The following is a 25,712-nucleotide window of genomic DNA, read 5'->3' on the forward strand; positions in this document are numbered from 1 at the left end:
GCCGAGCACCACCGCCCGGCCGGGCAGCGTCGGAGCCCCGGGCCCCATACGCAGGCATCCTCCGGATCGGTGACTGCTCTACCCGCACGAAACAGCGACCAGCAGCACATCAGGAGCCACCGGTCGCGTCAGATCGCTACGCGCTCCTCGTCGACGGCGTCTGACGCCCGTCCGGGGCTGAGAGCCCCAAGGGTGCGTGAGCGGATGGCCATCCATGGTGTCAGGCTTTCTCGCCGAGGGCGTTACGCAGCCAGTCCAACGGTCCTTGTGCGAGCAGTTCGTCGGCCAGTCGCCGCCCTGTCCCGGTCGTGAGCCGCGCCCGGCTGTTGTCGATCCACCGCTGCGCGTTCGCGTAGCCCTGGGCCTTGTACTCGATGCCCTGGAGCATGCACTCCAGCTTGTCCGCGTCGCGGGCGCAGACCGCCTCGGGTGAGTCTTTCGCCTCGTACTCGGCGACCAGCTCGCGAATCGCCGACGCGAGTACGTCGGGCATGCCCGCGGTCTGGTCGGCCGTCACGGCCTGCGGGTCGCCGGCCGGCGCGTACTTCTTCCCGAGGTGGTTGACGTCCCCGGTACGGGTCTCCTGGGTGTCGTGCCAGACGGCCAGGAACGCGGCACGCGCGGGGTCGGCGCCCTCCAGCTTCGCGATGACCGACGCGATGAGAGACGTCCGCCACGAGTGCTCGGCGACGCTCTCGGGGTCGTTGACGCCGGCCATCCATCAGCCGCTACGACGGGTGTGCTTGAGCGTGCCCGCTTCGTAGAGGAAGCGCGCCACCGCGGACAGGTCGTCAGCCACTGTCTCTCCTTCTCACGCCTCGGCGAGGCGGATCGCATGCCTCGGCGCCCGCGCGCCGAGACCGTGGCGCCATCCAACAGCGTGTGGACGCTGAGGTCGAAGAAGCCGCACTGCGGGGAGAGCGCAGCAATGACGTGGTGCAGCAGCCGGTGACTACGCCAGACCATTGCGCCCGCACGAGACAGCGATCGGCAGCCCGCCGGAGGCAGGGGCGCCCTGCCCGGTGGTTCGACCCACAGCGGATCAGGCGTCGAAGTCGTACTCAAGGACGTAGGAGGCGGAGTCCAAAGTCATCTCGTTGACCTCGATGGCTCGCCCGCCTTCGGCGAAAGCGGTACGGACGATCTGGATCACCGGCGTGCCCATAGCGAGCGAAAGCCGTTCGGCTTCGTCGGCTGAGGGCATGCGGCACCGGATCTCCTCGCGGAAGTGCACGGGCTCATGCCCCAGCTCGGCCAATCGCGCGTACGTACCGCCGGGTCCCGTGTCGACCTGAGTGACAGCAGAGTCCGCAACGATGTCCGACGGCAGGAACGACGTCGCGAGAAGCACGGGTTTGCCCTCAAGCACGAAGCGGCGGCTACGTACACACACCCGGGTCCCTGCGGGAAGGGCAAGGGCGTCGGAGATCCGGTTGTTCGCCTCTTCCTCACGTACTTCGATCTGATCGACGACCAGCTGCCGATCCTCGGTGTCGGCGGACCAGATAGAGCGCCCTGAGCCCCACTGCTCGTGCGCCAACCGCTGGATACCACGCCGCCGCAGGGGCTTGAACGCCCGGACGAACACACCGGCACCCTTCCGTGCCTCCGCGATGCCTTCGTTCTGCAGGACTCCGAGTGCCTGGCGTGCGGTCATCCGGGCGACCTCGTACGTGGCCATGAGGTCGTTCTCCCCGGGCAGACGGTCACCCGGACCGTACTCGCCCGTCTGGATGGCGGTCCTCAGTGCATCAGCGATCCGCTGGTACTTCGGCCGGCGGGCGCTGCCCTGGCTGGTCATGAAACCGATCACTCCTTCTCCTCTCTAGACACCCTAGGGCCACCAGTAGGTGGCCGCACGCAGCGGCGCGGTCACCCCCCTTCGGCTGAGATCTCTAGAGATCTCTTGACGACTGAAGCGCATTTCGGCTGTAGTGGATACATCTCTAGAGAGGAGTGGTCTGGATGTCGCAACACTGCGATGCCTCCGATGCCGACTCGGGGCGCGTCGTTTCCGTCCCCCACCGTCTTCTGCGCCGCCAGGTCCGTGACATCGCGTCCGGCGTCGAGGGCGAACTGATGGCTGTGGTCCGGGAGGAGGTCTCCGATGACCCGGTCCGTGAGCGCTGGGTGGTACTGGCGTACGTCCGAGGTCCGTCAGGCCGGGAGATCTCCACGGCCGTGGCCAACATCGAGGCCGTGTAGTGGAGGCCGCCGACCTGTTCCCCCGGCTGCCGGTCCCCCCGGACTCCTGCGCCGAGTGCGCCGCTCATGTCTTGGCCCGTTTCCAGGCCCACGTGGAGCGCGACCGCTCGCGCGTCAGTGACATGAACGTCCTCATCATGCGACACCACCCCGAACTCCGGGCCCGCAGCTGAGTGTCCTGCCCGTCGCCGCGTAGTACGCGTCGCTGTCATCCCCAGCACCCGAGACTCAACAACCGAGAGGAAAGCCCAGATGGCAACCGAGACCTTGAGGCGGTCCGCACGACACCTTCTGTCCGACGAAGGGTTCGCCCGCGTGGCACGCCTCGTGGTGCGTGACAACGACGGCGTGGATGAAGTGCTCGCCGAACGAATCGTCGACGAGGCCATCAAGTTCGTCGTGACGGCCGCGACGGCCACCGGGCGGCAGTTGCGCCCCTCCAAGACCGTCGACATGGGATGGCATGCGCTTATCCTCCACACGGAGATGTACCGACAACTGTGCGCGTCGGTCGCCCGGTTCGTGGACCACAGGCCAGAGGGCCCGGAGACGCTGAAGCGTGATGCGGACACCCTCGATCGCACGATGGAAGCGATCCGCGAGGCCGGGTATGAGCCCGACGCGTATCTGTGGGGAGTTCTGGCCGACGCGGAGATCCACGCCGGAGACTGCATGCACAGCGAGTGCACGGAGGGTGGGTCGGCGTGTGCTGCTCCGCCACCGGGCGCCTGACCGGGTCCGCTCCTCTACAGTCGAGTGACTACGTTCCGCGAGGAGGGAGTTGTGGTGAGCGAAGATCCTGACGAGTCTCGTCCACAGGGGTGGATTGACCCTCGGTTCCATGGGGTGGCGGCAACCTTCGCCGCGACCCGGGTTGAGCGCCGGCCAGGGAAACGACCCCGTCGAGTGTGCCCCCACGGGTCCGGGGTGACCGTCATGGTGGACTCCGAAACAGGCGCCTCCCGGAACGTCGCGTGCGCGACATGCTCCACGACTGAGACCTGATCGCCGCCAGGTCGCTCAGCCGCGTAGCGATCAGATGCGATCGGTGGCTCCCGAGGGGCTGCCGGCCGCTGTTTCGTGCAGGTAGAGCAGCCCCCGACCCGGAACACACCTGCCGATGGGCACCGGGCGGAAGCCTGCCCGGTGCCCGGGCCCCCGCCGCTGCCCGGCCGGGGTGGTGGGCCTTGGCCGGACGCTGCCCGGGGAACCGGGCAGTCGCTCCCTGATCTCCCCGCTCAGTGCGCGCTGACCCGTGCCGTTCTTTTGGGGGCTTCCCGGCAGTCCTTGTCTTTCCGGGGTGGGACGGGCGGTCAAGGGTGGCCGGAGGCCATCGCGGAGCGACGCGACCGCAGGGAGCGCCCTTGACGGGCCGGCCCGTCAACGGAAGGACGATGGGACTGACGGGAAACCCCCGAACCCTCCCCGATCCCGGGTGATCGGGTGCCGACCCCCCGAAGCCACCGCCCCTCGCCGGCCGACTCGGCTCAGCGGAATTCCGCTGCTCGCGACCCCCGCCCGGCAATCCGGTGGGGCGGCTGGGCAACCACCGCCTGGCGGTGGTGGTGAGAGGGGGGCGGAGCCCCACCCGAACGGGTGCGGGGGAGGCGGGAGCGGAGCCCCCCCCCGCCACAGCCGGAAGGCCCGGCACCCCTCGGGGTGCCGAGCCTTCCGTCGTTCGAGCAAGCGCAGCGACTACGCCTCGAAGACCTCGTTCAGCAGGAGCTGCTGCTCCGCCTGGTGGCGCTTCGCGGAGCCCACCGCCGGGGAGGAGCCGTGCGGGCGCGAGATGCGCCGCAGGCGCTCGCCCGCCGGGACGTCCGCGCCGACCGCCAGGTCGAGGTGGTCGATCAGGTTCAGCGCGATGAACGGCCACGCACCCTGGTTCGCCGGCTCTTCCTGCGCCCAGATGTACTTCGCCGCGTTCGGGAACTTGGCGATCTCGGCCTGGATCTCGGCACCCGCCAGCGGGTACAGCCGCTCGATGCGGATGATCGCGGTGTCCGTGATGCCGCGCTTCTCCCGCTCGGCCTCCAGGTCGTAGTAGACCTTGCCCGCGCAGAAGACGACCTTGCGGACCGCGTTCGGGTCGACCGTGGTGTCGCCGATGACGGGACGGAAGGAACCGCTGGTGAACTCTTCCGCCTTCGACGCCGCAGCCTTCAGACGCAGCATCGACTTCGGGGTGAAGACGATGAGCGGCTTGTGGTGCGGGTTGTGGACCTGCCAGCGCAGCAGGTGGAAGTAGTTCGACGGCAGGGTCGGCATGGCGACCGTCATGTTGTCCTGCGCGCACATCTGGAGGAAGCGCTCCGGGCGGGCGGACGAGTGGTCCGGGCCCTGGCCCTCGTAGCCGTGCGGCAGCAGCAGCGTGACGCCGGACGTCTGGCCCCACTTCTGCTCGGCCGAGGAGATGAACTCGTCGACGACGGTCTGCGCGCCGTTGACGAAGTCACCGAACTGGGCCTCCCAGAGGACCAGCGCGTCCGGGCGGGCCAGCGAGTAGCCGTACTCGAAGCCCATGGCCGCGTACTCGGAGAGCAGCGAGTCGTAGACGTTGTAGCGGGCCTGCTCGTCCGACAGGTACTGCAGCGGGGTGTAGTCCTCGCCGGTCTCCCGGTCGATGAGGACCGCGTGGCGCTGGCCGAACGTACCGCGGCGGGAGTCCTGGCCGGACAGTCGGACCGGGGTGCCCTCCATCAGCAGCGAGCCGAAGGCGAGGGTCTCGCCCATGCCCCAGTCGATGGTGCCGTCGTCGATCATCGCGGCACGGCGCTGCAGCTGCGGCAGCAGACGCGGGTGCACGGTGACGTGGTCGGGGATGTTGACCTGGGACTCGGCGATCCGCTTGACGACGTCCTGCGAGATGGCCGTGGTCACCGCGACCGGGAACTCCTGCGCGGTCTGCGCCGGCGGCACCGGGGCGCCGGCAGGCTGCGCGGACGCCTCGCGGACCTCGGCGAAGACCTTCTCCAGCTGGCCCTGGAAGTCCTGGAGCGCCTGCTCGGCCTCTTCCAGCGTGATGTCGCCGCGACCGATGAGGGACTCGGTGTACAGCTTGCGCACCGAGCGCTTCTTGTCGATCAGGTCGTACATCAGCGGCTGCGTGAACGCCGGGTTGTCCGACTCGTTGTGACCGCGGCGGCGGTAGCAGATGAGGTCGATGACGACGTCCTTGTTGAACGCCTGGCGGAACTCGAAGGCGAGCCGCGCGATGCGGACCACGGCCTCCGGGTCGTCGCCGTTCACGTGGAAGATCGGCGCCTCGATCATGCGGGCCACGTCGGTCGCGTACATCGAGGAACGCGAGGACTCCGGGGCGGCGGTGAAGCCGACCTGGTTGTTGATCACGACGTGGACGGTGCCGCCGGTGCGGTAGCCGCGCAGCTGCGACATGTTCAGGGTCTCGGCGACGACACCCTGGCCGGCGAAGGCCGCGTCACCGTGCAGGGCGACGGGCAGGACGGTGAAGTCCGTGCCGCCCTTGTTGATGACGTCCTGCTTGGCGCGGACCACGCCCTCCAGGACCGGGTCGACGGCCTCCAGGTGGGAGGGGTTGGCGACGAGCGAGACCTTGATCTGCTCGCCGTCCAGGCCCGTGAAGGTGCCTTCGGCGCCCAGGTGGTACTTGACGTCGCCGGAGCCGTGCATGGACTTCGGGTCGAGGTTGCCCTCGAACTCGCGGAAGATCTGCGCGTACGACTTGCCGACGATGTTGGCGAGCACGTTCAGGCGGCCGCGGTGGGCCATGCCGATCGCGACCTCGTCGAGGCGGGCCTCGGCGGCCGAGTCGATGACGGCGTCGAGCAGCGGGATGACGGACTCGCCGCCCTCCAGGGAGAAGCGCTTCTGGCCGACGTACTTCGTCTGCAGGAAGGTCTCGAAGGCCTCCGCCGCGTTCAGGCGGCGCAGGATGCGCAGCTGCTCCTCGCGCTCCGGCTTGGAGTGCGGGCGCTCGATGCGGTCCTGGATCCAGCGGCGCTGCTTCGGGTCCTGGATGTGCATGAACTCGACGCCGGTGGTGCGGCAGTACGAGTCGCGCAGCACGCCGAGGATGTCGCGGAGCTTCATCATCGACTTGCCGGAGAAGCCGCCGACCGCGAACTCGCGCTCCAGGTCCCACAGGGTGAGGCCGTGCTCGGTGATGTCGAGGTCGGGGTGCTTGCGCTGCTTGTACTCCAGCGGGTCGGTGTCGGCCATGACGTGGCCGCGGACCCGGTAGGAGTGGATCAGCTCGAAGACGCGGGCGGCCTTCGTGACGTCGTCGTCGTGCGAGGCGTCGATGTCCCGGAGCCAGCGGACCGGCTCGTACGGGATGCGCAGGGCCTCGAAGACGTCGTCGTAGAAGCCGTTCTCGCCGAGCAGCATGTTCGCGACGATGCGCAGGAACTCGCCGGAGGCCGCGCCCTGGATGACCCGGTGGTCGTAGGTCGAGGTCAGGGTCATGACCTTGGAGATGCCCAGCTTGTTCAGGGTGTCCTGGGAGGTGCCCTGGAACTCGGCCGGGTAGTCCATGGAGCCGACGCCCATGATGACGGACTGTCCGGGCATCAGGCGGGGCACGGAGTGGACGGTGCCCAGGCCGCCGGGGTTGGTCAGCGAGACGGTGACGCCGGTGAAGTCGTCCATCGTCAGCTTGCCGACGCGGGCGCGGCGGACGATGTCCTCGTACGCCTGCCAGAACTCGAAGAAGTTGAGGGTCTCGGCCTTCTTGATGCCGGCGACGACGAGCTGGCGGTCGCCGTTGGGCTTCACCAGGTCGATCGCGAGGCCGAAGTTCACGTGCTCCGGCTTGACCAGGGTCGGCTTGCCGTCCTTCTCCTGGAAGGAGTAGTTCATCGACGGCATGGCCTTGATGGCCTGCACCATCGCGTAGCCGATCAGGTGCGTGAAGGAGATCTTCCCGCCCCGGGCGCGCTTCAGGTGGTTGTTGATGACGATGCGGTTGTCGAACAGCAGCTTCACCGGGACGGCGCGGACGGAGGTGGCCGTCGGCACGTCGAGGGAGGCGTTCATGTTCTTCGCGACGGCGGCCGCCGGGCCGCGGAGCGTCACCATCTCGGGGCCCGCGGGGGCCTCGGTGGCGGGCGCGGCCTTCTGGGCGGCGACGGGGGCTGCGGCCGGAGCCGGGGCCTGAGGGGCGGCGGCGGCCGGTGCGGCGGCCTGGGCCTGGGAGGTGACAGTCACAGCAGGGGCACCAGAGGGGGTGGCAGGAGCAGGGGCAGGAGCTGGCACAGGCGTCGGCGCGGCGGCAGGAGAGGGCGCGGCGCTCGCCGCCCCCGTGGCGGCGGCGTCAGAGACCTGCGGGGTCGCGGCGGCGGTGGCGGCCTGTGCGGAGGCGCCGTCCGTCGTCGGGGACTTCCGGGACTCGTCCGGCTTCACCGGAGACGCAGTGCCCCCCGGCTTGTAGTCGGCGAAGAAGTCCCACCAGGCCCGATCGACCGAATTCGGGTCCTGGAGGTACTGCTGATAGATCTCGTCGACGAGCCACTCGTTGGCACCGAAGCCTGAGGCAGGGGTCTTCCCGCCCTCTGCTGCTTCGGTCGTGGTGCTCGGGTTACTGGGGGACTGTGGCGACACGGCGGCAACCGCCCTCTTCCGCTTCACAAGGTATGGACAGCGGGAATAAAGGCTACGCCTCCCTGGCCGCTGGATGCAGACCGGGCGGGACTTACGTCACGTAGGTCACACCGAACGGCGGGTTTCGCCGCTGTGAATGGCGGGAAACCAGCCTGGTTCGGGTAGGGGGCATCGTGGTTGCGGCCCCCGTGGCTTCGCACCCCTGACGGACCCCGGGCACGTGTGGCCGAGATCATGTCCTACGCACTCGAACCCTACGTCAATGTGACGCCGGGGAGCTGCCCGGAAGCGTGACGAGGATGCGGCAGCCGCGTGACGATTCGGCCACTCCTATATGCCCTCCGTGCAGGCCGACGGCCCAGCGGGCGATGGCCAGCCCCAGTCCGGTGCCGCCGTCGCCGCCGTTCGCGCTGCCCCGGTTGAACCGCTCGAAGACCCGGTGCCGCTCCTCCTCCGGGATGCCGGGGCCCTCGTCCCGCACCTCCAGCGCGAGACTCCCGGGGGCCTCGCCGGTCCGGGCCCGGACGGTGACCCGGCCGTGCGGGGGGCTGTGCTTGACCGCGTTGTCGATCAGGTTCGCCACCACCTGGTGCAGTCGCTCGGCGTCCGCGTACGCCGTCAGTTCGGGCGGGAACACGTCCAGGTGCAGGTGGACGTCGTTGCGGGTGTGCCCGCCGGAACCGGAGAGCAGGCCCGGCCGGCCGGCGGCCGCGAGGCCCGACTCCTTCAGGACCCCCGACAGGTACGGCCACACCTCGAAGCGGCGGGCCCTCAGCGGCACCACCCCGTTGTCGACCCGGGACAGGTCCAGCAGGGTCTCCACGAGCCGGCCCAGGCGCTCGGTCTGCTTCAGCATCGTCCGCATGGTCTCCGGATCGGCCCGTGAAACCCCGTCCACCACGTTCTCCAGCACCGCCCGCAGGGCCGCGATCGGCGTGCGCAGCTCGTGCGAGACGTTGGCGACCAGCTCCTTGCGGTGCCGGTCCACGGCCTCCAGGTCGTCCGCCATCAGGTTGATCGTGGAGGCCAGGTCGCCCAGCTCGTCGCGGCGCCCGGCTCCGCGCACCCGGCGGGTGTAGTCGCCGTGGGAGATCGCCCGGGCCACCCGGGTCATGTCGTCCAGCGGCGCCGTCAGGCTGTGTGCCACGAACTGGGTGATCAGCATCGAGGCGATCACCGAGAAGACCGTGATGAACCGCAGCTCGGTGTCGGTGCGCAGGGCCACCATCAGCAGGCCCGTCGTGATGAAGACCGAGACCACGACGAGCGTGCCCAGCTTGGTCTTGATCGAGAACGGGGAGAACGGCCTCAGCCCGCCGGGCGGGCGCCCGCCGCTCATGACTGGGCCGGGGTCTCCAGGGCGTACCCGACGCCGTGGACCGTACGGATCCGCTCCGCCCCGATCTTCCGGCGCAGGGCCTTGATGTGGCTGTCGACCGTACGGGTGCCGGACGCGTCGGCCCAGTCCCACACCTCGGCGAGCAGTTGTTCCCGTGAGAGCACCGCCCGCGGTGTCCCTGCCAGGCACACCAGCAGGTCGAACTCGGTGGGCGTCAGGTGGACGTCCTCGGCCTGGACCCGGACCCGGCGCTGCGCGTGGTCGATCTCCAGGTCGCCCAGGCGCAGGGTGGCCCCGCGCGGGGTGGTGGCGGCCAGGGTGGCCCGTTCCACGCGCCGCAGCAGTACGTGCACCCGCGCCGCGAGCTCGCGCATCGAGAACGGCTTGGTCATGTAGTCGTCCGCGCCGACCCCGAGCCCGACCAGCATGTCGGTCTCGTCGTCGCGCGCGGTGAGCATCAGCACCGGGACCGGCCGCTGCGCCTGGACCCGGCGGCAGACTTCCAGGCCGTCGAAGCCGGGCAGCATCACGTCGAGCACCAGCAGCTCGGGCTGCCAGCTCTCGGCCGCCGCCACGGCGGCCGGGCCGTCGAAGGCGGCCTGCACCTGGAAGCCCTCGGCGCGCAGTCGGGCCGCGATCGCATCGGCGATCGTGCGGTCGTCCTCGACCACGAGCACGCGCCGCTGGGCGCCGGGGGTGGCCGCGGCGCCGCCGTGGGTGGTGTGTGTCTGTTCCATTTCCCGCCCCTGAAGATCCGCGTAGTAGGGGTGCAGCGTAGAGGAGGCACCGGCCTGCGGCTATGCGGGGTTCGGACAGGGAAACCAGCGGAAGCAGTGATTCCGATTATGGCGGGAATGGGGATATGGGCGGTGATGCCGGGTGGCCGTACCCCCACGGCACGGCCACCCGGTGCGCGGTGATCATCAGCCACCGCGCGCTTTTGTCGACCCCCTACAGGACCAGGCCGTGCCCGTGCGCGAACACCGGGTCGACCGTGTCGTTCGGCACGTCCGGCCGCGAGGCCTCCACCGCCGCCATCGACCGCGGCAGCTCGAAGGGCAGCCGCCCCTCAGGCGCGGCCCGGCCGAAGGCCACGTCCAGCAGCGCCGCGTATCGCCGCCGAGTGCGGCATCACCCAGGGCGGGTTGCTGCACCACTTCCGCAGCAAGGAGGACCTCCTGCTGTCGGTGCTGGCGCAGCGCGAGCAGCATGACGTGGAGCGCCTGTTCAGCGAGCCCGCCGAGTCCGTCGCCGCGTACTACGCCACCGTCGTCTCCCTGGCCGCGGACAACGCCCGCCGGCCCGGCCTCGTACGGATGTACAACACGCTGGTCGGCGAGTCCGGCAACCCCGGCCACCCCGCGAACGCGTACTTCGAGCAGCGCTACGCCCGGGTGCTCGCCCACGACGTCGCGCTGCTGGAGACGGGTGTCGCCCGGGGAGAGCTGCGGCCCGACACCGACTGCGAGGCCCTCGCCGTCATGGACGGGCTCCAGATCCAGTGGGCCCTGGCCCCCGGGGCCGTGGACATGCCGACCCGGCTGCACGGGTACCTGGACCGCCAGCTGCGCGCGATCTCGACAGCGGGAACCGGACTCCCGGCGGCCCCGGCTTCGACCTAGCCGGCCTCGAACGGGGGCAGCTCGTCCAGCACGTCCTGCAAGTGCGGCGTCAGCGACTCCTGGTCGGCCGCCACCTCGTGGCCGCCGTGCACGAAGGCGTAGAAGAACCCGTCGAAGACCGTCCCACCGCCCTTGAGGACCCTCGGCAGGTGTGCGAAGTCCGCCTGCCCCAGCGCGGCACGCAGCTTCGCCACCCGGTCCGGCGCCAGCTTCCCGGTGCCGGCCGGGCGCGCCTGCGCGTCGAGCCGGGTCCACGAACCGTCGCCCTTGACCAGCAGGCTGCTCGTCCTCCCGGCGATGCCACCACTACGAGTGACCGTGACCAGGCGTTCCAGCGCCGAGGACGGCCCCGGGGAGACCGGGACGGACGGGGCGGTCGGGGCACCCGCGGTGTCCGTCGGCTTGCCGGACGGAGCGGCCGTCCCACCCGACGAGGGGCCGGGAGACGGCTGCGCCGGGGCCGACGCGGCCGTGCCACTTCCGCCGGACGGTGGACGTCCGCCCGGCCCGTCCGAGTCGCCGCCGCCGTCGGAACCGCATCCCGCCAGGACCACCGCACCCAGCAGCACGGCCGCCGCCGTTCGTAACGCGCGCACACCCCACCCCCGGATGACTACGGGCCGACCCCCGAGTATGGAGTCGGCACCGCCCCCACGGATAGCACCAGGAGGACGACATCCGCCGCATCGCCGCCTGGCGCTGGCTGCCGCCGCTGCTCGCCGTCCTCCTCGGCCTCTGGGGCCTGCAACGCGCAGGCGCGGGCGGCCGCGGCAGCATGTGGCGCGACGAGTCCGTCACCTGGCAGGTCGCGCACCGCCCGCCCGACGGCATCTGGGACCTGCTCGGGCAGGTCGACGCCGTGCACGGGCTGTACTACCTGCTGATGCACGCCGTGTTCCTGGCGTGGGACGGCGGCGGACCGGCGACCGGGGGCCTGTGGGCGCTGCGCCTGCCGTCCGTCGCCGCCACCGCCCTCGCGGCCGCCGGGGTGGCCGCGATCGCCCACCGGCTCGTGGGGGAGCGGGCCGCGCTGCTCTGCGGAGCCGCCTACGCCGTGCTGCCGCCCGTGCAGACGTACGCCCAGGAGGGCCGCTCGTACGCCCTCGTCGCAGCGGCCGTGGTGTGGGCGACGTACCTGATGCTGCGCGAGCGGTGGATCACCTACACCGTGGTCCTGCTGCTGGGCTGCTGGCTGCACGAGTTCGCCGCACTGGCCCTGTTCGCGCACGCGGTCACCGCCCGGCGCTCGCACGGCTGGCGGTGCAGCGCCGCCGTCGTGGTGCTGCTGCTGTTGCCGCTGGCCGTGGTGAGCGCCCGGCAGGCGGAGCGGCAGCTGGGCTGGCTCGGGCGGCCGAGCTGGCAGGACTGGGCGGCGTACGGGGTGCTCGCGGTGGCCACGCTGCTGCTCGCGCGGGGCGCCGAGCGCGACCTCGTACGGGTGGCTCTGCCGCTGGCCCTCCTGCCGCCCGGCCTGCTGATGGCGGTCTCCCTCGTCCACCCCTGGTACGTCGACCGGTACGTGCTCTACGCGCTGGCCGGGCTCGCCCTGCTGGCCGGGGCCCGCCTCGCGGCGGCGCGGCTGCGGTGGCCGTGGCTGCTCGTGGCCGCGCTGCTGGTGCCGTTCGGATGGTGGTCGCTGTGGCTGCGCACCCCCGAAAGCCGCAAGGACGACGTGCTCGCGGTGGCCGCCGCGGTCCGGGAACGGGCCCGGCCCGGGGACGCCGTGCTGTTCATGCCGTCGCGGCGGCGCGAGTGGCTGCTGTCCTCGCCACAGCTGTACGGGAGCCTGCGCGACCTGGCCCTGGCCCGCACCCCGGTGGCTTCGCACAGCCTCCAGGGAACGGAAGCGCCGACGGAACAGATCTGGACCCGCCTGGTGGACGCCCCCCGGGTGGTGGCCCTGCTCGACCCGGCGGACCAGCCGCTGGACCCCTACCCCCGGGAAGCGGTCAAACGGCAGGCGCTGGCCTCGCACTTCGACCTCTGCTCGGTGGACGAGGTCCGCGGAGCCCGCATCGCGCTCTACGCACAGCCGGGGCGCTGCCCGTAAAGCACCGCTCTTCTGGCCCGCTCGCGCGGTGGCCGTGCCGTGGCCGTCAAGGTGGCACATCCCGAGCTGGCGGCCGACCCGCATTTCCGTGAGCGGTTCCGCGCCGAGGTCGTGGCCGCCCGCAGGGTCGGCGGTTTCCACACGGCCCCGGTCGTGGACGCCGACCCGGACGCCGAAATGCCCTGGCTGGCCACCGCGTTCGTACCGGGACCGACCCTGTCCGCCCTGCTCGCGGAGCAGGGGCCGATGGACGGGCGGCGGCTGAGAACGACTGAGCCGGCGAGCGGCTAGAGGCCGCCGGTGCGGAAGTCGTGCATGTAGAACACCTTGTCGTAGCGGCGGTCCCCGACGGCGACGAAGTCGGGGAGGCGGCCGTACTCGGTGAAGCCGAGCGAGCGGTAGAGCCCGAGGGCGTGGGCGTTGTCACCCCGGACGTCCAGGGTGAGGACCTCGATGCCCGCCGCCCCGGCGTCCGCGACCAAGGCCGCGGTCAGCGCCCGGCCGACGCCGCGCCCGTGGGCGGCGGCGTCCACCGCGAGCTTTTCCAGATCGGCGTGCGGCCGGTGCGTCGGGCGGGCGTAGCGCTGCCAGTAGCCCAGTCCGACGAGGCGGCCGCCCAGGTGGGCGACGCGCAGGGCCGCGTCCCCGGCCTCGACCGCCGACAGGACCCGGTCGAGCAGCTGCGCGACCTCGTCCGGTGAGGGCGGCTCGACCCAGCCGAGGGCCGCACCGCCGGCGACCAGGTCGGCGAGGACGCGGTGCACCGCATCCGGATCGGGGGTCCACTCGCGACCGTCCAGGACAGTGATCGTTTCCGGCTCCATGGGCCGCACCCTAGCGACTGGGGGAGCGGCCTTCGCTTGCAGCCGATAGTACGAAATCGTATAGTCCGAAATCGTGAACTCCGAAATCGTGCCATCTGAGTGGTCGGCCCTGCTGGCGCTCCAGCGGGCCACCCACGCCACCCTTCAGGTCCTCGCCGCGGAGCTGGTCGACCTGGACCTGACCGCCTCCGAGATCAATGCGCTGGCCAACCTCGCCGATGGCCGCGGCCGCACCGTGTCCGAACTGGGAGCGGCCGTCGGCACCCGGCCCACCACGCTGACCAGCGTGCTCGACCGCCTGGAGAAGCGCGGCCACATCACCCGCGGCACCCGCCAGGGAGACCGCCGGGCGGTGCTCATCGAGCTGACCGCCTCCGGGCGAGTGGCAGCCGCCACCATCCGCGAGGCCGTCGCCGGCCTGGAGCAGCGCGCTCTCGGCCAGCTGCCCGCCGACGCGATCGCCGGCCTGCGCGCCGCCCTGCAAGCGCTGACAGAGGTGTCCCGATGACCCCGAGCCCCGCCTTCGAGGAGCTGATGGCCGAAGTGATGGTGACCGCCGCGCGGTTCGGTCACCGGGAACACGTCCACCTGACGTGGCTGGCCGTACGGCGGTGCGGCGTGCCCGCCGCGGTCGACCTGGTCAGTGAGGGCATCCGGCGCACGGCGCGCTACGCCGGCGCGCCGCAGAAGTACAACGCCACCGTCAGCCGTGCCTGGGTGGAACTGGTCGGGCACCACGCCGCCGGGCCCGACGGGGGCGATCGCGACCTCGACTGCGACTTCGACACGTTCGTCGGCCGCCACCCCGCGCTGCTCGACAAACGGCTGCTGACCCGTTTCTACCGCCCGGCGACGCTGGCCGGGGTGCGGGCGAAGTCAGGCTGGGTCGAGCCCGACCTCTCCCCGTTCCCCCGGTAGCCACTACGGGCCGAAGAGTGCCGGCACCCGACCGCCCGCCCCGGCCACCGGGACGCCGAGCTCGCCGACCCGCCGGGCCAGCCCACGGATGCTCCCGAGGGCCCGGCGGATCGTGGTGACGACGGACTGCGCGCTCCTCGCGAACTCCCTTACCGGCACGGCGCTTTGCAGGGCATCTCCGGGTCGCGTAGCAAGATGTGTGGCGGGCCTCGAAGGCGAAGGGGCCCGCCTACCGACCCGGAGGTGCCGAATGACCACATCCAGCCCCGATGCCGCCCTGCCCGGACCGCTGGTCGGGGCGGACTGGCTGGCCGGCCGGCTCGGCGAGCCGGGACTCGTCGTGTTCGACGCCTCCGTCGGCGCCCACCGCGGCGCCGACCGGCGGATACCGGGCGCCCGGCCCTTCGACCTCGACGGCGCCCTGTCCGACCACGACGCCCCCGCCCCGCACACCATGCCCGCCGGCGCCGCGTTCGAGGAGGCAATGCGCGCGCTCGGCGTAGACGACACCGACACCGTCGTCGTCTACGACGGCGCCGGCATCTACTCCAGCGCCCGCGCCTGGTGGATGCTGCGCGCCATGGGCTTCGACCGGGCCGCCGTCCTGGACGGCGGGTTGCCCGCCTGGACCGCCGCCGGACTGCCGGTCGAGGAGTGCGGCCCCACCTACGAGGGCCCGCGCGGCTCCTTCACCGCCCGGCCGCGGACCGGGCTGCTGGTCGACGCCGATGCGGTCGGCGCGGCCCTGGCCGATCCGGCGGCCGTCGTACTGGACGCCCGTACCCGCGAGCGGTTCACCGGCGCGGCCCCGGAACCGCGGGCCGGGCTGCGCGGGGGGCACATGCCGGGCGCCGTGAACCTGCCGTTCGGGGACCTCCAGCGCGACAGCGGCCTGATGCGGCCCGCCGGGGAACTCCGGGAGGTCTTCGCCGCGTTGACCGGGGGCAGGGAGCGGCTGTACTTCAGCTGCGGTTCGGGCGTGACGGCGTGCGTCCTGGCCCTGGGGGCCACGCTGGCCGGATACGAGGCCCTCGCCGTGTACGACGGCTCGTGGACGGACTGGGCCGTGCGCCCCGAGCTGCCCGCGGTCACGGGCCGGCGGGCGCAGTTCTTCGATAGCGCCGAGTCCGAGGACCGGTTCGCCGCGCCCGCGACCGGCGACGAACGGGTCCTGCTCACCGATGTCCTGGCGGCGCAGCGCGCGACGCTGGAGCTGAAGTGCGCCGGGCTCGACGCGGAGCTGGCCCTGCGGTCGGTGGAGCCGTCCACGCTGTCGCTTCTCGGACTGGTCCGCCACCTCGCGGACATGGAGCGCCGCTGGTTCCGGCGGGTCCTCGCCGGGCAAGAGGCGTCGGCCCTGTTCTCCTCGGAGGCGGACCCGGACGGCGACTTCGACGGGGCGGTGTCCGGCCCGGGGGTCGTCGCGGCGGCGTGGGAGGCCTGGCGGGACGAGGTCGCGTTCGCGGAGTCGTTCACCGCCGCGGCGCCCGACCTGGACGTGGAGGCCGACGACGAGTGGCGCGGGAAGGTCTCACTGCGCTGGGTGCTCATCCACATGATCGAGGAGTACGCCCGCCACAACGGGCACGCCGACCTGCTGCGCGAGCGGATCGACGGCGCGGTCGGCATCTGAACCCGGGCTCGGGGCCCGGGGGTTGACCCCACCGCATCCCCGGGTGCGGTGATGTCTTCTCGCGCCGCGTCGTTCCGGTTCAGCCGGACGGTCGTCGCCGCCCGGCGCACGGTTCCCTACCGGGGCGACACCCCGCCTGACCGGCCCGACCAGCCCGTCGGCGCAAGTCCGGTCCTCCTCGGGCGAGGCCCGTCTGACGTTCGCGGAGCCGCCGGCGTCGGTGCCCGCGCGGACCGGCCCGGGCGACATCCGCAGCCAGGCCGTTGAGTTGTTCGCCCCCGGCGAACGTCGGATGGGGAACATTGGGGGGCGCACATGCATTGAGTCGGCATAGCTCAACTTCACTGCCGGAGGGAAGATCATGGCTTCGACGTCCGTAACGCTCACTCTGCCCGTGCTGCCGCTCGACGACGAGGTCGTGCTGCCTGGGATGGTCGTTCCGCTGGACCTGTCCGACGCCGAGGTGCGGGGGGCCGTCGAGGCCGCCCAGGCGGCGGTCCGCAGCGGGAAGCCCCGGGTGCTGCTCGTGCCGCGGGTCGACGGGAAGTACGCCGGCACCGGTGTGCTCGGGACCGTCGAGCAGGTGGGGCGGCTCTCCGACGGGGACCCCGGGGCGCTGATCCGCGCTGTCGGCCGCGTCCGGATCGGAGCCGGGACCACCGGGCCCGGCGCGGCGCTCTGGGTCGAGGGCGAGAGCGTCGACGAACGGCTCGCGGACCCGCTGCCCGGGTCGGTCGCCGAGCTCGTCAAGGAGTACAAGGCGCTCGCCACCAGCTGGCTCAAGAAGCGCGGCGCCTGGCAGGTCGTGGACCGCGTCCAGCAGATCGAGGGCGTGTCGGCCCTCGCCGACAATTCCGGGTACTCGCCGTTCCTGACCGTGGCCCAGAAGGTCGAACTGCTGGAGACCGCCGACCCGGTGGCCCGCCTCAAGCTCGCCATCAGCTGGCTCCGCGACCACCTCGCCGAGCAGGACGTCGCCGAGTCCATCGCCAAGGACGTCCAGGACGGCGTCGACAAGCAGCAGCGCGAGTTCCTGCTGCGCCGCCAGTTGGAGGCCGTGCGCAAGGAACTGCGCGAGCTGAACGGCGAGAAGGACGGCGAGGAGTCCGACGACTACCGGGCCCGCGTCGAGGGCGCCGACCTCCCCGAGAAGGTCCGGGAGGCCGCGCTCAAGGAGGTCGACAAGCTGGAGCGGTCCAGCGACCAGTCCCCGGAGGGCTCCTGGATCCGCACCTGGCTGGACACCGTGCTGGAGCTGCCCTGGAACGAGCGGACCGAGGACGAGTACGACATCCGCGGCGCCCGCGCCGTCCTCGACGCCGAGCACGCCGGGCTCAGCGACGTGAAGGACCGCATCACCGAGTACCTGGCCGTGCGCAAGCGGCGTTCCGAGCGCGGCATGGGCGTCATCGGCGGGCGGCGCGGCGGAGCCGTGCTGGCGCTCGTCGGGCCTCCCGGCGTCGGCAAGACCTCCCTAGGGGAGTCCGTCGCGCACGCCATGGGCCGCAAGTTCGTCCGCGTCGCCCTCGGCGGCGTCCGCGACGAGGCCGAGATCCGCGGCCACCGCCGTACGTACGTCGGCGCGCTGCCCGGCCGGATCGTCCGGGCCATCAAGGAAGCCGGATCCATGAACCCCGTGGTCCTGCTCGACGAGATCGACAAGGTGGGCTCCGACTTCCGGGGAGACCCGGCCGCGGCCCTGCTGGAGGTCCTCGACCCGGCCCAGAACCACACCTTCCGGGACCACTACCTGGAGGTCGAGCTGGACCTGAGCGACGTGGTCTTCCTGGCCACCGCCAACGTCCTGGAAGCCATCCCCGAGGCGCTCGCCGACCGCATGGAGCTCGTCCGCCTCGACGGCTACACCGAGGACGAGAAGGTCGTCATCGCCCGCGACCACCTGCTGCCCCGCCAGCTGGAGCGCGCCGGACTCGGCGCCGACGAGGTGGTCCTGGAGGAGGACGCACTGCGCAAGCTGGCCGGCGAGTACACCCGCGAGGCCGGCGTCCGCACCCTGGAGCGCTCCCTCGCCCGGCTCCTGCGCAAGGTGGCCTCCCAGCACGAGCTGGGGGAGCGGCAGCTGCCGCTGCGCATCGGCGCCGACGATCTGCGCGCGCTCATCGGGCGCCCGCACCACGTCCCGGAATCCGCCCAGGACCCCGCCGAGCGGCGCACCGCCGTCCCCGGCGTGGCCACCGGGCTCGCGGTGACCGGCGCGGGCGGCGACGTCCTCTTCGTCGAGGCCTCACTGGCCGACCCGGAGACGGGCGCCGCAGGGCTCACCCTGACCGGGCAGCTCGGCGACGTGATGAAGGAGTCCGCGCAGATCGCGCTGAGCTTCCTGCGCTCCCACGGCGCCGAACTGGAGCTCCCGGTCGCCGACCTGAAGGACCGGGGCGTGCACATCCACTTCCCGGCCGGCGCGGTCCCCAAGGACGGGCCGAGCGCGGGCATCACCATGACGACCGCGCTGGCCTCGCTGCTGTCGGGGCGCCAGGTCCGCACCGACGTGGCCATGACCGGCGAGGTCTCGCTGACGGGGCGCGTCCTGCCCATCGGCGGGGTCAAGCAGAAGCTGCTGGCCGCACACCGGGCCGGCCTGACCACCGTGATCATCCCGAAGCGCAACGAGGCCGACCTGGACGACGTTCCGTCCGAGGTCCTGGAAGGCCTGGAGGTGCACCCGGTGACCGACGTGCGCCAGGTCCTGGAACTGGCCCTCGCGGCAGACGCCGTCCCGGTCTCCGCGGCCGCCTGACCCGCGGCCGCCCGACCCGCGCCCGGCCGCACGCACCACCGGCCCGCGACCCTTCGCCCGGACTCCGTCCGGGGGCCTGCGGGCGGGGTCCCGGGCCGGTGGTGTTTCCGCTGCGAAATACTGGTGCCCCAGGACACCATCGATGGGAGCGGACGTGCACGGAAGCGAAGACCAGGAGTTCCTTGCCCTGGAGCGGGAGCTGTCCGTCTTCCTCCGGCGGGCCCGGGCCTCCTCCGGGGAGATGGCGCGCGCCCTGCACCCCGAGCTGGAGCCGGCCGCGTACGGGCTGCTCGTCCGGCTGGAGGCCGCGGGCCGACAGCGGGCCACCGAGCTCGCCGCGTACTTCGGGGTCGGCAAGGCCACCATGAGCCGCCAGCTGCGCGCCCTGGAGCTGCTCGGCCTGGTGGCCCGCGAGCCCGACCCGGCCGACGGGCGGGCCTTCCTGGTCGGCCTCACCGACGAGGGGCGCGAGCGGTTCCTGCGCGTGCGGGGGGCCCGGCGCGAGCAGTACATGCGCAAGCTCGCCGACTGGGACCGGGGCGAGGTCGCCGAACTGGCCCGGCTGCTCAACCAGCTGAACCAGGGCGAGGAATAGCCCCCGGCCGACCGGCACACCACGACGCGACGGGTCGGGCCGGCGCGGGGCGGGTGCGGCGCCGCCGCGCGAGCGGCCCGGGCCGCGCCCGGCTTTCGGGACTCCGCCCCGCACTCCGCGCCTCGAACGCCGGCGGGGCCGGCCTTTCGCCCGGCGAGCCCGGATCGGCTACAGCTCCGCGTAGGCCGCCGACGCGTCGTCGTGGCGCTTGCCGCGGGTCAGGGGGCGCCCCGGGTCCGACTCCAGGGCGCGGACCCGGGCGATCAGGCCCTGCGCGCCCTCCTTCCGGAGCACCGCCAGGCACTGCGCCCAATCGCCCTCCCCGAACGTGTCCGTCCACCGGCTCGCCCCGTCGGTGAGCGCCGCCACCGCCCGTACCCGCGCGCGCGGGCTGCGCCCGGTCACCGCCCGGGCGGCGACCGCCGGGTCCGCGGCCGCCGTGAAGAAGCCGCCCTCCGCGTTGCGCAGCGCGTCCGCCGAGGCGTGCGTACGCAGCAGCTCGCGCGGGATCCGGTCGAGCCGGTCGTCGAGCACCGGCGTCACCTCGCCCCCGGGCGCTTCGAGGAGCAGCACGGAATCCGAGAGCACGAGGTGCTCCACGTACGCCTCGTCCCAGCGGACCATCACCACCGTCGCCTGCGGGGTCCGCACGTGAGAAAGGTCACAGGTGCCCCGGTGTGCGTCGGCGGTTTCGCGGATGGCTTCCGCCAGGATCCGGTCCAGCGGCATGTCCCGCCGCGATCCGGACAGTTCGGTCAATCGGCCCCCGAGTCGGGCCGCGAACCAGGGCACGTCGTGCGTACAGCCCACCGCGCCGTCCGGCGGGGTGACCCCGTCCAGGGCGACCAGGACTCCGCCGCCCGCAGCGGGCATCGCCGCCGATAGCCAGTCCTCGTTGGGGCGTTCCGGGTTGCCGGGGGCCGAGGCGAGGTCGATGCGCATACGGACATTCTGCCCGCCGGGTACGCCGGGGCGGGCCGTGACGGTGTGAAAAGTCCGTACCAATGCGGAGGGGGTCGGACCGGCGCCGCCCGCCCGCCCGCAGGGGCGCTCGGCGGGCTCCGGGCGGGATGTGGGCGCGCATACTGCCAAAGCCCCCATCGATCTTTCAACCACCGGTCCATGACGGCGCTCTGACAGCGCCCCGCCGAGTTGGTTGCCAACTCATCCGTGATGTTCACTCGTTCGAGTGGCCGGGTGGGCGATGTCAGGCTCTCTCCCCAACACACTGCAAAGGTCTGAGGCGGTACGAGGGGGCAGGGGGCGTTTACTTGTTGACCGGCCGTTACCTCGGCCACACGAGTAGACGAGCACGAGCACACGTACAGGATTGCGAGCACCGGTGCAGAAGAAGCGGTCTCGGAAGAACGGCACCGCCATCGACGGCCCCGCCCCCGCAGGACGCAGTGTCCGCGTGCGCAGCAGGCTCGTCCTCGGCGTCGCCGTCGCCGGCCTCACTGTCCTTGCGGCCGGCGCACCCGCCGTGGTCTCCGCGACGCGGGAGCTGAACGACTCCCAGCAGCTGGTCACGCTCGCCGAGCAGACCCAGCACACCCTCACCCTCGCGCACCTCCTCGGCGACGAGCGCGACGCCGTCGTCGAGTACGTGGCCAAGGGCCGCCCAGGCGCCCAGGCGAAGGCCCCCGTCCAGGAGCGCACCGCGCTCACCGACCGCCAGCTCGCCGAGGTCCAGAGCGAGGCCGACGAACCACTCGCCCGCGCCCTCGCCCGCGTCCAGGCCGTCCGCAACGAGGCCGTCGACGGCAAGGGCGGCGCCCTCGCCGCCCAGCAGGCGTACACGGGCGTCATCGCGGAACTCCTCGCCCCCGGCGACCGGCTCGCCGAGCTGACCCCGCCGCGCGCCGTGGCCGCCCTCGCCACCACCCGCCCCCTGGCCCCCCTCGGCCAGGCCGTCGAACAGGCCTCGGCCACCCGCGGACTGCTCCTCGCCGCGCTGGCCGTCCCCCGCGGCGAGCAGACCTCGAACACCGCTGCCGTCGACGAACTGAGCACCGCCGCCCAGCGGGCCCGGGTACGCGAGCAGGCCGCCCTCGACGACTTCTCCCGGGTCTCCCGGCCCGACGTGCGCCAGACCCTCGCCGCCACCGTCACCGGCCCCGAGGTCAAGGCCGCCGACGACTACCTCAAGCGGCTCACCGAACGGCCCACGCTGTCCACGGCCGACCGCAAGCTCGACGGCGCCACCGTCGCCCCCGCGCTCACCGCCCGCATCGACCGCATGCGGTCCGTGGAATCCACCCTCGCCGGGCAGCGGGCCACCGCACTCGCCACCCTGCGCGACGACGACGTGACCCGGCTGGAAATGCTGGTCGCCGTCCTCGGCCTGCTGTTCCTCGTCGCCATCGGCTTCTCGACCGCCGTCGCGCGCTCCCTGACCCGGCCGCTGTCCGTACTGCGCCGCGGCGCGGCCCGGCTCGCGACGCCCGAAGGATCGGTGGAGCCGGTCCGCTTCACCGGCCGCAACGACGAGTTCGCCGAAGTCGTGCGCCACCTCAACGCCGTCCGCGACCAGACCGTCGCCCTGCACACCCGGATCGCCGGCCTCGACGCCGACGGCCGCCGCCTCATCGGCCGCAACGAGGCGCTGACCGCGGGCCGGGAAGCGCTGGAGCAGGAGCTCAAGCAACTGCGGGCCGGCCTCGAAGAACACCGCCGCGTCATGTCGACGACCTCGGTCTCGCTGTCGCTGCGCACGCTCGGCCTTGTCGAGCGCCAGCTCGCGGTCATCGAGGAGCTGGAATCCAGGGAGCAGGACCCGGACCGGCTGGCGACCCTGTTCAAGATGGACCACCTGGCGACGGTCATGCGCCGCCACAACGAGAACCTGCTCGTCCTCGCCGGACAGGAGCACGGCCACGGCGCCGGGGCCGTCCCCGTCCCGCTGGTCGACGTCATGCGCGCCGCGGTCAGCGAGATCGAACGCTACGAACGCGTCGACCTCACGACGCTGCCCCCGTTCACCCAGGTGGCGGGACACGCCGCCGACGACATCTCGCACGTCCTCGCCGAGCTGCTGGAGAACGCGACGACGTTCTCCCCGCCCGAGGCCAAGGTCAAGGTGTCCGGATGGCTGCTCGACTCCGGCGACGCGGTGCTGTCCGTCGTCGACGAGGGCATCGGGGTCACCGGTGACCGGCTGGAAGCGCTCAACGCCCGCCTGGCCACCCCCGAGTCGTACGACGAGGAACCCGAAGCGGAACACGGCCTGGGCCTCGGCCTGTACGTCGCTGGACGCCTCGCGGCCCGGCACGGGGTCACCGCGGAGCTGCGCGCCGGGCGCCCCGGCGGCACGGAGGCCCTCGTGGTCGTCCCGGCCGCCCTGCTCCCGGCCACCCCGCCGACCTCGCCCGTCCACACCTTCGCCACGCCGGGCATGCCCGAGTTCCGGCTGCCCGGCGTGATCGCCGAGGCGAACGAGAACACCATCCCGCCCCGCCGGATGCCTCCGGCGGCGGACCGGGACGCGGAGCCCCTGGCCCAGGCCGAGCCCGCCCCCGAGCCCTTCCGGGACCCGGGTCCGGAAGCGGACGCGGAGCTCCTGCGCGCCATGGAGTGGGACCCCGCCGTCCCGCCCGCCGCCGTCCCGCCCGCCGCCGACGAGACCACGGCCGCGGAGTCCGCCGCCGGCGACCCCGCCACGGAGGAGCCCGCCGCCGAGCCCGTGACCCCGGATGCGCAAACGCGGTCCGGCGAGCCCGAGCCCGGCGAAGCCGAAGTCGAAGCCGCGGCCGAGACTTCGGACCTGGGTGCGGAGCTGGCCGGGGAGTTCGGCCCCGATCTGGCCGGCGGCCTGGAGCCCGACTCCGACACGGACGCGCACGCCCCCGCCGCGGACGGTGGGCTGCCGCCCGCCGACCAGGTGTTCACGGCACAGGCCTCGGAGCCGGCCCCGGAGCCGGCTGCGGGTGGCCACGCCTTCGCGGACCAGGAGGCCGCCCTGCCTCCGGCCGACCAGGTGTTCACCGCAGTGAGCGGACCGGCCGAGGAGCTGCTGGCCCGGGTCGTCCCGGACGCGCCCATATCGGAGCCCGAGCCGGAGGTGCCGGGCGCCGACCAGGTGTTCACCGCGGCCGGCCCGACCGAAGAGGTCCCGGGCGACCGGGATCCCGGCGACGAGCTGCTCGCGCGGGTCGTCCCCGACGCGGGACCGGAGGGCTTCGCGGGGGCCGACCCCGACCCGGCGTCCCCCGAACCGCTAACCGGTGCCGGCCCGCGGGCCGACGTACCGGAAGAACGCCCGTCCCTGCCGGGGCGGCCCGTCCCCGCCGCCGCCCCCGACGGCCCCGCGGAGCCCCACCGGCACGCACCCGACGAGGCCGACTGGATTCCCCGCCAGGGGAGCCACCCCGACGCCGGACCGGAACGCGTCACCGGCAAGGGGCTGCCCAAGCGGACCCCGCGCACGGTGGCCGCCGGACGGCCCGGCCGCACCGACGCCGTACGGCCCGAGCCGCCGCGCCGCGTCGACGCGGACGAGCTGCGCCGTCGGCTCGGCGGCTTCTACCAGGGGACGCGGGACGGACGGCGCGTCGTAGCCGCCGAGCTTGCACAGGACACCGACCAGGGGGACACCGCACAGGAGGCACGCACATGACCGCGCCCAGTACGTACGGACTGAGCACCCAGGCCCGCAACCTGCAGTGGCTGCTGACCGACCTGGTCGAGGAGGTGCCCGGCGTCAACTCCGTCGCGGTCGTGTCCTCGGACGGGCTCCTGCTGCTGTCCTCCGACCCCGGAGGAGCCGCCGGCGAGAGCCCCGCGCGCACCAAGGGCCCGCGCGGCGCCTCCGCCGACCTGGCCACCATCGTCTCCGGCCTCGGCAGCCTCACCACCGGCGCCGCCGAGCTCATGGACGGCGGAGCGGTCAAGCAGACCATGGTGGCGATGGAGTACGGTTCCGTCTTCGTCATGGCCATCAGCGACGGCTCGCTCCTCGGCGTCCACGCCACACCCGACTGCGACATGAGCGTGGTGGCGTACCACATGGCGCTGTTCGTCGGCCGTGCCGGCCACGTCCTGACCCCGGAAGTCCGCAGCGAGCTGCGCCAGTCGATGGAGAAGACCACGTGAGGAGCACGGCCTCGGCGACCGACCGGCTGCCGATACGCGGAGCCGACCGCCGGCCCGCACGCGTCCGCCCGTACTCCCTCACGGGCGGCCGCACCCGCTTCACGCAGGTCCTGCACGTGGAGACGTTCGTCGCCGCCCTCGACACCCGCGCATCGGAGCCGCAGGACCCCGCCGCGAGCACGGACCGCATGCCCGAGATGCCGGCGATCGTCGAGGTCTGCCGCCGCATGCGCACCATCGCCGAGATATCCGCGCTGCTGAAGCTGCCGCTGGGAGTGGTCCGCGTCCTGGTCAGCGACCTCGCCGACCAAGGACGCATACGCGTGTACGGGACGGGGCACGGCCCCGGCCGCCCCGAACGCGCGCTGCTGGAAAGGGTGCTCAGTGGTCTTCGCCGTCTCTGACCCGCCCGTCCACCCCGCCGCCCCGGACGACGAGGCCGTCCAGCCCTGGCAGTACGACCGCTCCCGCGCACCCGTCGCCGTCAAGGTGCTGGTCGCGGGTGGCTTCGGCGTCGGCAAGACCACCTTCGTGTCGTCCGTCTCCGAGATCACCCCGCTGCGCACCGAGGCGGTGATGACCCAGGCCAGCCTCCCCACGGACGACCTCTCGGCCACGCCGGACAAGAGCACCACCACCGTCGCGATGGACTTCGGCCGCATCACCCTCGACGACGACCTCGTGCTGTACGTGTACGGGACCCCGGGCCAGGAGCGGTTCTGGTTCATGTGGGACGACCTGGTCCGCGGCGCCATCGGCGGCATCGTCCTGGCCGACACGCGCCGCTTGCGCGACTGTTTCCCGGCCCTCGACTACTTCGAGAGCTGCGGCCTGCCGTACGCCGTCGCCGTCAACCACTTCGAGGGCTCGCACGCGTACGAACCCCAGGACGTGCGGGAGGCGCTGACCATCCCGGCGCACGTACCGGTGGAGATCATGGACGCGCGGCGCCGGGACACGGTCGTCGCCTCCCTGCTCACGCTGGTGGGCCACGCACTGGACGCGACCCCCGAATAGGTTCCCGACACCGCGAACCCGTCGAACCGTCGCCCTGTCGAACCGTCGAACCGTCGAACCGTCCGAACCGCTCACCCGAA

21 protein-coding genes and 3 pseudogenes are annotated in these 25,712 nt (G+C 72.4%); 15 read left to right on the plus strand and 9 right to left on the minus strand.

Annotation, left to right across the window (positions count from 1 at the left end; all coding sequences use genetic code 11):
• Positions 1-220: 220 nt before the first annotated feature.
• Positions 221-799: pseudogene (locus tag OG974_RS27650) on the minus strand (HD family hydrolase).
• Between the two features lie 243 nt (positions 800-1,042).
• Entirely contained in the window at positions 1,043-1,801 is a 759-nt protein-coding gene (locus OG974_RS27655; RefSeq protein ID WP_327285382.1) for a GntR family transcriptional regulator, read from the minus strand.
• Positions 1,802-1,965: 164 nt separating this feature from the next.
• On the opposite strand from OG974_RS27655, the gene OG974_RS27660 reads away from it, so the two are divergent.
• Together OG974_RS27660 and OG974_RS27665 are read left to right on the plus strand one after the other, a co-directional pair.
• Complete coding sequence (locus OG974_RS27660) at positions 1,966-2,205, plus strand: hypothetical protein (protein WP_328763652.1); 240 nt, start codon at positions 1,966-1,968, stop codon at positions 2,203-2,205.
• Positions 2,206-2,457: 252 nt separating this feature from the next.
• Complete coding sequence (locus OG974_RS27665; protein WP_371644768.1) at positions 2,458-2,937, plus strand: hypothetical protein; 480 nt, start codon at positions 2,458-2,460, stop codon at positions 2,935-2,937.
• Positions 2,938-3,900: 963 nt separating this feature from the next.
• Here OG974_RS27665 and OG974_RS27670 read toward each other — a convergent pair.
• The 4 genes from OG974_RS27670 to OG974_RS27685 form a co-directional block, all read right to left on the minus strand.
• The gene (locus OG974_RS27670; RefSeq protein ID WP_327285384.1) at positions 3,901-7,785 is read right to left on the minus strand and encodes a multifunctional oxoglutarate decarboxylase/oxoglutarate dehydrogenase thiamine pyrophosphate-binding subunit/dihydrolipoyllysine-residue succinyltransferase subunit; all 3,885 of its coding nucleotides are present in this window, start codon (positions 7,783-7,785) and stop codon (positions 3,901-3,903) included.
• Between the two features lie 259 nt (positions 7,786-8,044).
• A complete protein-coding gene (locus tag OG974_RS27675) occupies positions 8,045-9,124 on the minus strand; it encodes an ATP-binding protein (protein WP_327285385.1) in 1,080 nt (359 codons plus the stop codon).
• Positions 9,121-9,861 (minus strand): response regulator transcription factor, encoded by a 741-nt coding sequence (locus OG974_RS27680; RefSeq protein WP_327285386.1) that lies wholly within the window; start codon positions 9,859-9,861, stop codon positions 9,121-9,123. The genes OG974_RS27675 and OG974_RS27680 overlap by 4 nt, the downstream gene beginning before the upstream one ends.
• Positions 9,862-10,075: 214 nt before the next feature.
• Positions 10,076-10,219, minus strand: coding sequence for a hypothetical protein (locus tag OG974_RS27685; RefSeq protein WP_371644771.1), 144 nt, complete (start codon positions 10,217-10,219; stop codon positions 10,076-10,078).
• 35 nt (positions 10,220-10,254) lie between these two features.
• On the opposite strand from OG974_RS27685, the gene OG974_RS27690 reads away from it, so the two are divergent.
• On the plus strand, positions 10,255-10,746 hold the full coding sequence (locus tag OG974_RS27690; RefSeq protein WP_371646927.1) for a TetR family transcriptional regulator: 492 nt from the start codon (positions 10,255-10,257) through the stop codon (positions 10,744-10,746).
• Here OG974_RS27690 and OG974_RS27695 read toward each other — a convergent pair.
• The gene (locus OG974_RS27695) at positions 10,743-11,342 is read right to left on the minus strand and encodes a hypothetical protein (RefSeq protein ID WP_327285387.1); all 600 of its coding nucleotides are present in this window, start codon (positions 11,340-11,342) and stop codon (positions 10,743-10,745) included. The two genes, OG974_RS27690 and OG974_RS27695, sit on opposite strands and share 4 nt — an antisense overlap.
• 179 nt (positions 11,343-11,521) lie before the next feature.
• Here OG974_RS27695 and OG974_RS27700 point away from each other — a divergent pair, with 179 nt between their 5' ends.
• Both OG974_RS27700 and OG974_RS27705 read left to right on the plus strand, forming a co-directional pair.
• The gene (locus OG974_RS27700) at positions 11,522-12,796 is read left to right on the plus strand and encodes a hypothetical protein (RefSeq protein WP_328763658.1); all 1,275 of its coding nucleotides are present in this window, start codon (positions 11,522-11,524) and stop codon (positions 12,794-12,796) included.
• A gap of 12 nt (positions 12,797-12,808) precedes the next feature.
• Positions 12,809-13,063: pseudogene (locus OG974_RS27705) on the plus strand (serine/threonine protein kinase); the annotation flags it as partial.
• A 20-nt stretch (positions 13,064-13,083) separates the two neighbouring features.
• Here OG974_RS27705 and OG974_RS27710 read toward each other — a convergent pair.
• Positions 13,084-13,620 (minus strand): N-acetyltransferase, encoded by a 537-nt coding sequence (locus OG974_RS27710; protein WP_327285389.1) that lies wholly within the window; start codon positions 13,618-13,620, stop codon positions 13,084-13,086.
• Between the two features lie 73 nt (positions 13,621-13,693).
• On the opposite strand from OG974_RS27710, the gene OG974_RS27715 reads away from it, so the two are divergent.
• The 6 genes and pseudogenes from OG974_RS27715 (at position 13,694) to OG974_RS27740 (ending at position 19,524) form a co-directional block, all read left to right on the plus strand.
• The gene (locus OG974_RS27715; protein ID WP_371644772.1) at positions 13,694-14,128 is read left to right on the plus strand and encodes a MarR family winged helix-turn-helix transcriptional regulator; all 435 of its coding nucleotides are present in this window, start codon (positions 13,694-13,696) and stop codon (positions 14,126-14,128) included.
• Positions 14,125-14,538: a hypothetical protein gene (locus tag OG974_RS27720; protein WP_327285391.1), complete on the plus strand. Its 414-nt coding sequence runs from the start codon at positions 14,125-14,127 to the stop codon at positions 14,536-14,538. The genes OG974_RS27715 and OG974_RS27720 overlap by 4 nt, the downstream gene beginning before the upstream one ends.
• A 250-nt stretch (positions 14,539-14,788) precedes the next feature.
• Positions 14,789-15,634, plus strand: a pseudogene (locus OG974_RS27725) (sulfurtransferase); the annotation flags it as partial.
• A complete protein-coding gene (locus OG974_RS27730; RefSeq protein WP_371646929.1) occupies positions 15,617-16,171 on the plus strand; it encodes a DinB family protein in 555 nt (184 codons plus the stop codon). The pseudogene OG974_RS27725 and the gene OG974_RS27730, both read left to right, overlap by 18 nt.
• Positions 16,172-16,532: 361 nt before the next feature.
• Positions 16,533-18,929 carry an endopeptidase La gene (lon, locus tag OG974_RS27735; protein ID WP_327285392.1) on the plus strand — a complete coding sequence of 799 codons (2,397 nt, stop codon included), beginning with the start codon at positions 16,533-16,535 and terminating at the stop codon, positions 18,927-18,929.
• Positions 18,930-19,071: 142 nt separating this feature from the next.
• On the plus strand, positions 19,072-19,524 hold the full coding sequence (locus OG974_RS27740; RefSeq protein WP_054225493.1) for a MarR family winged helix-turn-helix transcriptional regulator: 453 nt from the start codon (positions 19,072-19,074) through the stop codon (positions 19,522-19,524).
• Between the two features lie 168 nt (positions 19,525-19,692).
• Here the strand turns inward: OG974_RS27740 and OG974_RS27745 are convergent, their stop codons facing one another.
• A complete protein-coding gene (locus OG974_RS27745; protein ID WP_327285393.1) occupies positions 19,693-20,466 on the minus strand; it encodes a hypothetical protein in 774 nt (257 codons plus the stop codon).
• A gap of 400 nt (positions 20,467-20,866) precedes the next feature.
• On the opposite strand from OG974_RS27745, the gene OG974_RS27750 reads away from it, so the two are divergent.
• The 4 genes from OG974_RS27750 to OG974_RS27765 are packed head-to-tail and all read left to right on the plus strand — an operon-like array spanning position 20,867 to position 25,632.
• Complete coding sequence (locus OG974_RS27750; protein ID WP_371644775.1) at positions 20,867-24,139, plus strand: nitrate- and nitrite sensing domain-containing protein; 3,273 nt, start codon at positions 20,867-20,869, stop codon at positions 24,137-24,139.
• Positions 24,136-24,615, plus strand: a complete 480-nt coding sequence (locus OG974_RS27755) for a roadblock/LC7 domain-containing protein (RefSeq protein ID WP_371644777.1) — start codon at positions 24,136-24,138, stop codon at positions 24,613-24,615. Before OG974_RS27750 ends, OG974_RS27755 begins: the two co-directional genes overlap by 4 nt.
• Positions 24,612-25,019, plus strand: a complete 408-nt coding sequence (locus OG974_RS27760) for a DUF742 domain-containing protein (RefSeq protein ID WP_327285396.1) — start codon at positions 24,612-24,614, stop codon at positions 25,017-25,019. The genes OG974_RS27755 and OG974_RS27760 overlap by 4 nt, the downstream gene beginning before the upstream one ends.
• Positions 25,000-25,632: an ATP/GTP-binding protein gene (locus OG974_RS27765; RefSeq protein ID WP_327285397.1), complete on the plus strand. Its 633-nt coding sequence runs from the start codon at positions 25,000-25,002 to the stop codon at positions 25,630-25,632. Before OG974_RS27760 ends, OG974_RS27765 begins: the two co-directional genes overlap by 20 nt.
• The last annotated feature ends 80 nt before the right edge of the window (positions 25,633-25,712 follow it).

Origin of the sequence: Streptomyces sp. NBC_00597 (assembly GCF_041431095.1) — a bacterium.
Taxonomy (GTDB): Bacteria; Actinomycetota; Actinomycetes; order Streptomycetales; family Streptomycetaceae; genus Streptomyces.

What these genes read in the sequence shown, in the direction of transcription:
- OG974_RS27665 (WP_371644768.1), top strand. Translation starts at nt 2,458, where the DNA reads ATGGCAACCGAGACCTTGAGGCGGTCCGCACGACACCTTCTGTCCGAC.
- OG974_RS27710 (WP_327285389.1), bottom strand. Translation starts at nt 13,620, where the DNA reads ATGGAGCCGGAAACGATCACTGTCCTGGACGGTCGCGAGTGGACCCCC.
- OG974_RS27680 (WP_327285386.1), bottom strand. Translation starts at nt 9,861, where the DNA reads ATGGAACAGACACACACCACCCACGGCGGCGCCGCGGCCACCCCCGGC.
- OG974_RS27700 (WP_328763658.1), top strand. Translation starts at nt 11,522, where the DNA reads ATGTGGCGCGACGAGTCCGTCACCTGGCAGGTCGCGCACCGCCCGCCC.
- OG974_RS27655 (WP_327285382.1), bottom strand. Translation starts at nt 1,801, where the DNA reads ATGACCAGCCAGGGCAGCGCCCGCCGGCCGAAGTACCAGCGGATCGCT.
- OG974_RS27660 (WP_328763652.1), top strand. Translation starts at nt 1,966, where the DNA reads ATGTCGCAACACTGCGATGCCTCCGATGCCGACTCGGGGCGCGTCGTT.
- OG974_RS27745 (WP_327285393.1), bottom strand. Translation starts at nt 20,466, where the DNA reads ATGCGCATCGACCTCGCCTCGGCCCCCGGCAACCCGGAACGCCCCAAC.
- lon (WP_327285392.1), top strand. Translation starts at nt 16,533, where the DNA reads ATGGCTTCGACGTCCGTAACGCTCACTCTGCCCGTGCTGCCGCTCGAC.
- OG974_RS27720 (WP_327285391.1), top strand. Translation starts at nt 14,125, where the DNA reads ATGACCCCGAGCCCCGCCTTCGAGGAGCTGATGGCCGAAGTGATGGTG.
- OG974_RS27740 (WP_054225493.1), top strand. Translation starts at nt 19,072, where the DNA reads ATGGGAGCGGACGTGCACGGAAGCGAAGACCAGGAGTTCCTTGCCCTG.
- OG974_RS27755 (WP_371644777.1), top strand. Translation starts at nt 24,136, where the DNA reads ATGACCGCGCCCAGTACGTACGGACTGAGCACCCAGGCCCGCAACCTG.
- OG974_RS27675 (WP_327285385.1), bottom strand. Translation starts at nt 9,124, where the DNA reads ATGAGCGGCGGGCGCCCGCCCGGCGGGCTGAGGCCGTTCTCCCCGTTC.